The 10135-nt window shown below is 39.4% G+C and carries 7 protein-coding genes; 1 reads left to right on the forward strand and 6 read right to left on the reverse strand.

What is annotated here, in order from left to right; all coding sequences use genetic code 11:
• Nucleotides 1-571: 571 nt before the first annotated feature.
• Genes ADICYQ_RS24985 through ADICYQ_RS25000 form a run of 4 tightly spaced genes read right to left on the reverse strand, consistent with a single transcriptional unit; the run spans nt 572 to nt 5038 of the window.
• Nucleotides 572-2956: a DUF2309 domain-containing protein gene (locus ADICYQ_RS24985; RefSeq protein WP_020888533.1), complete on the reverse strand. Its 2385-nt coding sequence runs from the start codon at nt 2954-2956 to the stop codon at nt 572-574.
• Entirely contained in the window at nt 2953-4494 is a 1542-nt protein-coding gene (locus tag ADICYQ_RS24990) for a proton-conducting transporter transmembrane domain-containing protein (protein WP_020888534.1), read from the reverse strand. Before ADICYQ_RS24990 ends, ADICYQ_RS24985 begins: the two co-directional genes overlap by 4 nt.
• Before the next feature lie 21 nt (nt 4495-4515).
• On the reverse strand, nt 4516-4761 hold the full coding sequence (locus tag ADICYQ_RS24995; protein WP_152520529.1) for a hypothetical protein: 246 nt from the start codon (nt 4759-4761) through the stop codon (nt 4516-4518).
• Nucleotides 4733-5038 (reverse strand): hypothetical protein, encoded by a 306-nt coding sequence (locus ADICYQ_RS25000; protein WP_020888536.1) that lies wholly within the window; start codon nt 5036-5038, stop codon nt 4733-4735. Before ADICYQ_RS25000 ends, ADICYQ_RS24995 begins: the two co-directional genes overlap by 29 nt.
• 115 nt (nt 5039-5153) lie before the next feature.
• On the opposite strand from ADICYQ_RS25000, the gene ADICYQ_RS25005 reads away from it, so the two are divergent.
• The gene (locus ADICYQ_RS25005) at nt 5154-6077 is read left to right on the forward strand and encodes a LysR family transcriptional regulator (RefSeq protein ID WP_020888537.1); all 924 of its coding nucleotides are present in this window, start codon (nt 5154-5156) and stop codon (nt 6075-6077) included.
• Nucleotides 6078-6245: 168 nt separating this feature from the next.
• On the opposite strand, the gene ADICYQ_RS25010 is transcribed toward ADICYQ_RS25005, so the two are convergent.
• Entirely contained in the window at nt 6246-7895 is a 1650-nt protein-coding gene (locus tag ADICYQ_RS25010) for a glycoside hydrolase family 32 protein (protein ID WP_020888538.1), read from the reverse strand.
• A gap of 228 nt (nt 7896-8123) precedes the next feature.
• On the reverse strand, nt 8124-9701 hold the full coding sequence (locus ADICYQ_RS25015; RefSeq protein ID WP_040418113.1) for a fibronectin type III domain-containing protein: 1578 nt from the start codon (nt 9699-9701) through the stop codon (nt 8124-8126).
• Nucleotides 9702-10135 lie beyond the last annotated feature (434 nt).

Raw genomic sequence — 10135 nt, forward strand, 5'->3', positions numbered from 1 at the left:
GCCTTGGAACCTTTTAATATTGCCTCTTATAGGTGGATACTACTTATTATCTAGGTTTAATAAATTCAAATTCAAGCAACAGAGGCTGGACCGACAAAACTTATTTTTGATACTATTTTGGTAGGTACTTGGTTGATTTTTTTTCATTTATTGTCCAATGGTTAGTTCCTAACCTAATTACTGTCAGTAACTACATCAGAGTCATCCCGGTATTTAGCGGATATCGAGATGAACAAAAGAAATTAAGCTTTACAACCCATTATCTTGATGTTTATTCAGAATACGTAAAAGAGGGGAGAATTCAATCGGTCTATGAGTTGGATGTTGATTTGATCATAACCTTGGATAACCTTGTGTCTGTTTCTTACTTTGAGATTGAAATGTATGAACGCTTTAATAAACCCAGCGCAGACCCAAAACCCTGAACATCCTCATAATCAATTGCACATAAATAATACTTCCAACATTAAACTTTTGATAAAAAGTTAGTTTAATCATATAGGTTATTCTGGTTTAGGTGAAGTACGACCACCACCTGAATAATGGCCGTACTTCCTCATTTTCATAGCACTTAAACAGCAAGTTCTGTTAAGGTTGAAGTATTAAGTGTTCTTTGAGTGCCACTAGCTTTATTGCTAGACGCAGACTCCCATTTTAAAGTTTTTTTGTACTTAAATATTTCATTTTTCTGCATGGGGTCCATGACCATCAGGTAAATCCACTCGTTGTCAAGAAGTGATTTCAGGTGATTGTTTCTCTCCAAAATATCTGCTATCCGATTGATAGGAGCTTGAATGGTCACAGTCAATCGCAAAGGCTGGTGATACATGCCATTATCGGAACTGTACAAAGATTGAAGCGGAAGCCCCATTTTGAGGTCACCCCCATTCCCTTGCACTACACCAAATTTTCCTGTGATATTGTGGGTAATTTTAGAACCTCCTCCGTAAGTATTGTTGTCCACAGTAGAAAAATAGTAGTGATTATTGATCCACTGGGTCACAACCAGTGGCCCCTGCATGATGCCTTCCAAGGCTTTGCCGGTAGTATCCAATTCCCAATCATAAGAATGAAGAAAGCAGCGACTGTCAAGATTGGTGTTTTTGGTCAAGTCTCGTGGTCCCACAATAAAGCCTGCATTTTTGGCTAGCCCCCATTCTGGTCGTGTTTCACCCCAATTGTTTGCCTTTTCTTGCGCCTTTGAGACACTGTCCCCACTGGTACCAAGTCTGTTCTGGGTAGCGGATTGCTGTGCTTTTAACAGGTTCAACTTTAAATTTGCGATAAGTTTTGCATGCGATTCTGGTGCTTCCGAATCAAACAATACAATCTCATCCGTAGTAGTATTGTGCTCGGCACCCAAAAAGAGTGTGGTTTCCGGAATTAGTACACCATGAATTTCTGCCAAAGCCTTTCTAACATGCAACAAATTGGCCATTTTAGCCAACATTCGGGCATTGTGTCTTCCCGGGCTTGCTGCACAGGCACCACAATCTAAACTTGAGCCAAAAGGATTGTTGGCAGAGTGACTTCCATGCCCTACAAATAGAACCAAAGGGGCAAATTGTTTCCAGCCCATCAGGTCAAAAGCCGATTTTACCATCGAGACCTTTTCTTCCAAAGATACGCCAGGTAGATTCTTGTTCTCATGACTTATTTTCGTGATATCAGGTTGGCAAGTGGCTTCCATCTGAGAAATGTTCTTCTGTTTCTTTCTGTAAATTGACCCAGGGATTATTGTTCTCGCCAATAGCGACAACCCATAAATGACACCTGATCCCTCGACATATCCAAAGGCTGCAGGCAGCATATTTTTCATCCGTTTGAGAAAATAATCGCCAAATTTCATGCGTTCATTTTTATTTTCATTGGCCAAAAAGCGCTCTTTTTTGTCCACTTGTGCCGACTCCGAAACAGTATAGGCTGAAGACACAATGGGCGGACAAGCTTTTCGGGTGATGCCATCCTTCGGACTTTGGTAATCCATGGCTATTCCGAAAAAGCCTGCATAACCAAAGGTTTCGTAATTTCCTTTAGACTCTACGTGTCGTCGGATTAATTCAGACCGGGTATCAATACAAAACACCATCTGAGCATCTGGGACGGCCGGTTTACCCTTGAATTGGGTAATATTAGCACCATTCTCCAAGCTTATGACCAATTGATTTTGCCAACTTTGCTCCCAGGCTTGAAGCCAAATGTATTGGAGCTTCAGTAAAAAACCATCTGTATTCGCTTCCTTATCTTCTGGAAGTAGGGTTACATTCAATTTTTGGGCAATCCATAATCGTACAGCTAAATAATCCATCAGATCTATCGGAAAGTCTTGCTGCCAATCAGAATTGGATTCCGTGCGGTGCTTGATGTATCCGACCCAGCCAGGAAGTGCTGCCAAATGATGGCTAAATATTTTGACGTAGTCATTTTCAGGATAACCACTTAATAATTGGACCAATGCTGCCTCACTTGTTTTAGGAATGTCATTCAATGAAGCAGGCCCTAACGCTGTATCGTAGATGACTAATAGTCTCCATGCGGTATAAAAACCTTCGCTTTTATAAGGCATTTCCCATTCGGCAAGCCCTTCATCCATAAAGGCAGACAACCATTTTACCATTAAACGATCCACATTGTGATTGCCATTCACCTCTTCCGATCCTTGGTGCTCCTCTAATATTTTGAGGTAGTCATCCGGAGGTTTGGATAAACCATTAACTTTCAAAATATGATCCAGAACCTTCAAATCAATATCTCCCTTTTCCCAAGCCTGGCGATAAAGTTTTGCTGCTGGAAAAGCATTGGCATTGAATTGTTTTTGGGCTGCACTTACGGCTTCCAGAAAAGGCGCTTTTTCATAGCCTGCCAAAGGATTGGAAGCAACGAAAGTATACAAGGGCCAGGTTTTGCCTATTACTTCTGCAGCTTTATCAATACTGCTTAATAGATACTGGTTCATATTGATTTTGATTTATACATTAGAACTGATTTTTTATTTGGTTGGGACAGGTTCATTAATTTGACATAAAGCCAAGGGATTTTTTTATAAACCCCAAGTTTCATAATGAAAAACCCGATTAGAAAAATTACGCCAAATATGATTTGCACCGACGTGAAGGGCAAAGGCTGCGTAACCATGGGCATATCGGCCATAAGTACAGTAACCCCATTGTACATCAAGGCGTAAATGCCAATTCCTGCTATGAAAATCAGCGGCGGTACTACTATTTTCTGCATTACTGAAAGGCTTTGCTCCTTCACTATATTGTAGGTCGCCTGCCCTACTGTAATGGCCACAATGAGGGTTAGCAACAAGCCGCTATTTAGCAAGAATCCTTTCCCTGTCCAGCTTGCAAACAGATAAGCTCCCAGCCCTCCAAATAACAAAACAACTACCGCTTGCAATGGTCGGATTCTCAATGGCGTTGGCCGCTCCGGTTTTGTCTGTGCTATTTCTTCGCCAGAGGATAAGAATAAGTAAGCTTTATAAAACCCATGTAAAATTAAATGAACGACTGCCGCATTAAAGAATCCCAAACCGCATTGCATAATCATGAAACCCATTTGGGCAATGGTAGAGCAACCCAACTTTTGCTTGACATTCACCTGAAGCAATTTTGTAAACTGTGCAATAATGGCCGTGAAACCACCGATAATAAACAGTATATACAAAGTATTGGAGGCAAATAGCAGGCTGGCGAAAAGCGCCAACAAAATACCGGCTCCATTGACAAAGCCTGCATGCATAAGCGCAGAAGCAGGGGTTGGTGCAGTCATGGCTGAAAGTAACCAGCGATGAAAAGGATACATGGCTGATTGTACAATGGCCGCTCCAATGACACAAAGTGCCGATAGCTGCAATAAGTAAAATGGCATGTCAGCAACAACTTCAGCTATCCCACTTATTGTAAATTGGCCACTATATAAGGCCAATGGGATTAAACCTACGGCCAGGAAGCTGGTTCCTGCTAAAAAGTACTTTTGCGTAAATTTAGCTGCTTCCCGAGCTTCCCCCCAGCTTTTGTCTATCCCAATCAATTGAGACATTAGAACCCCCATTATCAACCAGCTAAAAATCAAAAGCAAGATATGCTGGGCCATGACCAATAGCATCACAGACAAGGAAAAGCTTAAACAGAGCCACATAAACCTGGTATGAAATTTAAATCCTCTCAGATAAGTGCCCGCATAACTGCTGACGATGGCACTAAAAAAACTGACGGTAGTCCAGATCAAAATGGTAAAGCCATTGATTCTGACAACATTCCCCCATGTCCAATCAGGCATATTATTGAAATTAAAGAAGATAAATAAGGCGTTTCCTATAAACAGAAGCCATAACAATAAAGTCACAATGCGAACAGCGAATGGCTTCTTTGTGCCAGTGTCCGTACACATAACTTTTTGGGCGCTGCTTAAATCTAAATTCGTTTCAGTTGTCATTTCTAAGTTTTTATCGATTTCGGTTTCATTGGTCTTTCCACTGTTGGATAGCATTACATCAATTGCTTTTCAAGCTTATGTTTGGTCTTTGTTTGACGTACTTTCGACACTTCCTCCTAGTGCTTTATAGACATAGGCCATTCCTAAAATGAAACTGCCTGATATAATATGGTCTAGGAACAAGTGATGATTGTAAAAGGCCATTGCGACAATTAATACCAGAATAAGTAATCCTAAAATTGAAAGTGCTGGATTTTCCATGTGATGCATTTTTAGCTTTTGAATGAAGTTGTTAAGCAACAGAAATTTCCAGAACTCCATTTATGCTTAGTTTTTGACCAAGGCCTCTCGTAATGTTTATAAATTCATGAGCCTTCTTTTTTTCCAGTTCTAATTCTTGAATTCTACCATCTAATTGATCTGTCTTGGACCCGTGATTGCCTTCCCAAATTTGAAGTCTTTGGATTTTGTGAAAGTTGATCTTCTCATCAATCAAACCCATCAGTACATGTGCGGCTTCCGAAGGTGTAAATTCACCTTTTACCAATTGAATTTTTTGTGTCGTTTTTCCTCCTTGTGCTGTTTCTTTGGTTTCCATTTTGCTTGATTTTTAATGGCTTCAATAATTTTATTTTCTTTTGACAGCACAAAGATTAGCCATTACAATCATTAATTTTTATTTATATTTGTTATGTTATATATAAATAATATTTATGAATTACACTTTACACCAACTTCATATTTTCCTTAAAATAACTGAATTACAGAGCATTACAAAGGCTTCGGAAGCCTTGCATTTGACCCAACCAGCAGTGTCAATTCAGCTTAAAAATTTTCAGGATCAATTTCCAATCCCACTCACGGAGGTAGTAGGAAGACAACTTTATGTCACAGATTTTGGAATGGAGATCGCAAATGCTGCAGAGAAAATCCTCAATGAGGTTTATGCCATAAATTATAAAACACATGCCTACAAAGGGCAACTTTCCGGTCGCCTAAAAATCTCTATTGTTTCCACTGGGAAATATGTCATGCCCTATTTTTTATCAGGTTTTATACAACAAAATGAGGGTGTCGATTTGACAATGGACGTGACGAATAAATCGAGTGTATTGGAAAGTCTGGAATTGAACGAGGTCGATTTCGCCTTGGTTTCTGTACTTCCCAGGAAATTAAAGGTCAATAAAATTGCCCTGATGGAGAACAAACTCTTCTATGTATCAAGTAGTAAATTGGAAATAAAGAAAAGCTTAACTAAGAAAAAACTATTTGAAGAAACGCCTTTAATCTTTAGAGAACAAGGCTCGGCAACACGTAACGCCATGGAGTCTTTCATAGCGAGAAACAACTATTCCGCTCGTAAAAAAATGGAATTGACTTCCAATGAAGCAGTCAAACAAGCGGTCATTTCAGGATTGGGATGCTCAATAATGCCACTTATAGGCATCAGAAATGAATTAAGCAATAAGGACTTACAAATTATCCCTGTCAAGGGTCTACCATTGAGTACGGAGTGGAATTTAATTTGGCTAAAATCTAAGAAATTATCACCTGCAGCTTTGGCCTATATTGAATTTTTGAACAAAGAAAAAGCGCAAATAATTGATGCGAAATTTTCCTGGATAAATGCCTTTTAAGTCGGCAAGGTTTATAGGATCCATACCTGAAAACCCATATTGGAGGTAACCAATTTAATGTTTATTGGCTTTTATCCATAGCAATTGCCATCTTTTAATTCCTATCCCAATGGATCAAAAAAAGACCGGACTTCAGAAATCCGGTCTTTTTTGATTTCTTGTACCCGATTACCAGATAGAATTTAATTCATGGATTTCCAGGTGTTTTATTAGTGTTTCATTTTTGCCTGAAAATGTGATTCCCGGTATTTGTTGATTGGAATCATGGGGAATGACCATCACTTGCTGACCGCCATTTATAAACACCTCTATAGCGTTGATATCAACAATAAACTCTAAATCGAGTGTGTAGTCGATAAGCGGTACAAAAACATCATTAAGCAAATTATCATTGAGGTTATAGTTAAATTCATAACCATTTATCAGGATTGTAAATTTCCTGTTCGTAACAGGTTCTATGCTTGTTTTTATATGGAGCAAAGGCGTGCTCACAGCATCGATTTCCTTATTGACATCCTTGTCGCCAAATATCAAATCGTTGTATGACTTCGAGCTTTTGTACAAATTAGCGATCTCCTTTACAGGGTTTAAGTGCAAACGCGGACCTTGTTTTGTGGATTTCAACGACAATTCAGTTGGGAAGGCCATCATCTTGTTAAATGGCATTCCTGGAGAATCAACAGTGCCCCAACCTATTTGAATTCGCCTTCCGTCAGGGTTATTATTATAGGTTTGGGCTGCATACATTTTCCCCTTTAGGTAATTCAATTTATCGGTTTCAGGGATGAATTCTTTGCCGTCAAACGATCCAAGTTTATAATTCCCTGAAGCACCAGACAACACCCATTTTTTGTTTTCTTCATCTCCATCGATTGGTAATTCGAATAGTTCCGGGCACTCCCAAAATCCTTTTACATGGCTCTCAAAATTCCATTTTTTCAAATCATTGGAGGTATAGATCGATTGTCCAAGGCCTTCATGCAAAACCATCACCCAGTTATTGTTCGGCTCATACCAAAATACCTTTGGATCACGCTCGTCGTTTGTTCCAAACCGCTTGATTGCAGGAAGTATTGGATTGTTTTCGTATTTCTGGAGCGTTTTTCCCCCGTCATTGCTATAAGCCAGGTTCTGCGCCTGGGCCACTTTGTCCAAGTTTGTTGAATAGGCATACACAATAACATCTTCATTACCGGTCTTGAAACCCGAAGTATTGTTTTTGTCCACCACTGCTGAACCAGAAAACATGGTTCCCATCTCATCTGGGTGCAACACAATAGGCATTTCTTCCCAATGCACCAAATCCTTACTTACTGCATGGCCCCAATGCATATTTCCCCATGCCCAGTCATACGGGTTATGTTGGTAGTACAAATGGTACACCCCATCGTAGTACACCAAGCCATTTGGATCGTTGATCCATCCCCGCTTACTGGAAAAATGGATTTGTGGCCGTAGCTTTTCACTATAAATGGGGACATCTGTTTTTATCTCATCACTTTGATGGATTAGCTTGAAACCGTCACTTAGCCCAGTGTTTTTTTTGCCACTAATGTTCACTTGTTGACCATGGAACTTACTTACGTCCATAAATACCCAATAGTCTGTGCTGTCTTCATGAGAAGCAAGCCTCAAATCAAAATAAGTTTTGAAATCGCCCGCACAAAAGTCCAGGTTGTACTTTTGTCCATCGCTGTTAATCGGGAATAATATTAATTTCTTTTGCACCAAGAACTTTTTCTCTTGGAGAGATTCCTGGGCTATGGTATCAGCGAAAATAAAAAATAGACAGCAAGCTGTCGCTATAATCTTTCTCATGTATTTTTGTATTTTGGGTAAATGAAAATATTTTAACCTCTAGTGCATACCATGAATCATGGTAAAGAGGCCATGCTTTTGAATTGTGACAATTCTGTTAGGGAAAATAAAGTTAGACAAATCTTCAATAGAAAATCAGTAGCCCTCTAAATAAATCTGGGAAGAACAAATCCAACTTTCGTAGATTTATTCCTCCCAGATTACTAACTCTCAAATGGTGGTATAATTTTACTCTGTTTTAAAAGTCTTGACCTCAGACCAATCACTCCAATTCAGGTTTTGATCCCGGTAGCGAACCCTCCAATAATAGGTAGTATTGGGATTAAGTCGTTCCGTTTTTTCATCGGTTAAGTCATCGTCCTTTTGTCGGTTTTCTTTATAATACCAGTTTTCAAACTGTTGCCAGCTCTCAAATGCTAGATTTTCAAAACCATCTGATTTTGACACCTGCCAATGAGAGGCTGCATGGAAGGTACCTGAATAATCACTTTTAAATTCTCCCGCTTTCAAAATGGCACCGGTTATAGGAACCCCAGATTCTTCAGGTGAAAGGGCTTCAGGCGTATTTGGTTTGCGTTCTTTTCTCCATACCGTAATACTGTCTCTCAGCTCATTTTCCCTATGTTCGATGGTATTTCCACGGCTGATTCGCTTCATGGTGAATTTTGGATCATTTCTATCCCCATCAATTGACACCATAACAAATCCATACTCATCTTGGGTAACGGTAAACTCATCGTAATCCCTACCTTCAAATTCGCCCCAATTGTCTATTGCTCCACCTGCCGAAGCAACATTGATCCAAAGGTGTTTATGATCTCTGGATTGCCCTCTGGAATAGCCGTGCGTATGTCCAAAAAAGTGAATACTAGGCTTTCCTGTTTTGGTTGAAAACTGTTCCAATTCTTTAACTATTTTCCCTGTAAAATCTTCTTCACCAGGAATCCAAAGTTCTGATTTAAAAGGATGATGCAGTTGGGCAAAAACGAAATCGATATTATCATCCTTCTCTGTCTCTGCAAGTAATTCTTTTAACCAATCAAGTTGTTCTGACAAATTTCTGTAACCATCATTTGAATCCAAACCAATTACACGTGTGTTGCCATAATCTTTGTACCACCAATGTTCTGCATAGGCTGGAGTGCCATTCTCTGGCAAACTGAAATACTTAAAGTAATACACTGAATTGCGTTCATGATTCCCAGGTACAGGATATACCGGCACTTCAGAAAACAATTTCTCTGCTGGGTTAAAAAAGTGATCTTGCCATTGGGAAAATACAGATCCCCTTTGAACCAAATCTCCTGGTATAAGCACCATTGCCAGGTTGTCAGGCAAAGATCCACCAAACTCTTTTTCTAGATAGCCGATAACCCCTTCATTCAACACCTCACTAAATTTATCAGGTTGGTTGTGATCATATTGCATATCACTCATTGCAACTATCTTAAAATCTTCCCCATCATCAGAAAAAGGTGGTGTTTTAAATTGAAAAATATCTGATAATGCATTTCCGGTTCGTACCCGATAATAATATTCAGTAAAGCGCTCTAAACCGGTGATTTTAACGGTATGAACTTGTACCTCATCAAAATTGATTGCTTCAGAAGTACCTTTAGCTTTTTTGTTTAGTTTGGGACTTGTTCCCCATTCTACAATGCTTTCTTCTCCTTCTGATGTTTGCCACATTACAATGGCAGAATTTGGTTCTACATCTTGTAGGTAGGGTTTAATCTCTATTACTTGTGCCACTGATTGAAAGCAAACACATGCAAACAATGAGACTAAAATTGACTTGAACTCCATTTTCAATTTTTTATTAAAGTACTTGTTTTATTAATGAACAGCGCCCTGAAAAAATTTCAAAAATGAAACCATAACGCCCCCTCTAAGGTAATATTTTCCGAAGAAAAATAAATAACTTAATCTTGAAATATAAGGCTAATTTTATCAAAATCGGCTTATCCATTCGCTTCTGATAAATCAATTGGCAAATATTAGGCAAGAATAAAGCAAATCGACAGAATAATCCATAAAAAATGCCAGACCGGGGTTACCCCAGCCTGGCTTCTCGTCGGGGTGGCCGGATTTGAACCGACGACCCTCCTGACTGCCGTCAGGATACGCTGTCTCCTTGGCTATAGCCTATCGGTCCTTTAACCTCTCAAGGTATCTTCGACTACCAATATTTTTAATTAGACGCTCTTTTCGAACAGCAGAGGAACGATCTTCAAAATATT

The sequence above is a fragment of the Cyclobacterium qasimii M12-11B genome (assembly GCF_000427295.1).
Classification (GTDB): Bacteria; Bacteroidota; Bacteroidia; order Cytophagales; family Cyclobacteriaceae; genus Cyclobacterium; species Cyclobacterium qasimii.

Bases quoted from the DNA above. Each gene is read 5' to 3' on its own strand.
- ADICYQ_RS24985 (WP_020888533.1), bottom strand. From the start codon at position 2,956: ATGAACCAGTATCTATTAAGCAGTATTGATAAAGCTGCAGAAGTAATA.
- ADICYQ_RS24990 (WP_020888534.1), bottom strand. From the start codon at position 4,494: ATGCTATCCAACAGTGGAAAGACCAATGAAACCGAAATCGATAAAAAC.
- ADICYQ_RS24995 (WP_152520529.1), bottom strand. From the start codon at position 4,761: ATGGAGTTCTGGAAATTTCTGTTGCTTAACAACTTCATTCAAAAGCTA.
- ADICYQ_RS25000 (WP_020888536.1), bottom strand. From the start codon at position 5,038: ATGGAAACCAAAGAAACAGCACAAGGAGGAAAAACGACACAAAAAATT.
- ADICYQ_RS25005 (WP_020888537.1), top strand. From the start codon at position 5,154: ATGAATTACACTTTACACCAACTTCATATTTTCCTTAAAATAACTGAA.
- ADICYQ_RS25010 (WP_020888538.1), bottom strand. From the start codon at position 7,895: ATGAGAAAGATTATAGCGACAGCTTGCTGTCTATTTTTTATTTTCGCT.
- ADICYQ_RS25015 (WP_040418113.1), bottom strand. From the start codon at position 9,701: ATGGAGTTCAAGTCAATTTTAGTCTCATTGTTTGCATGTGTTTGCTTT.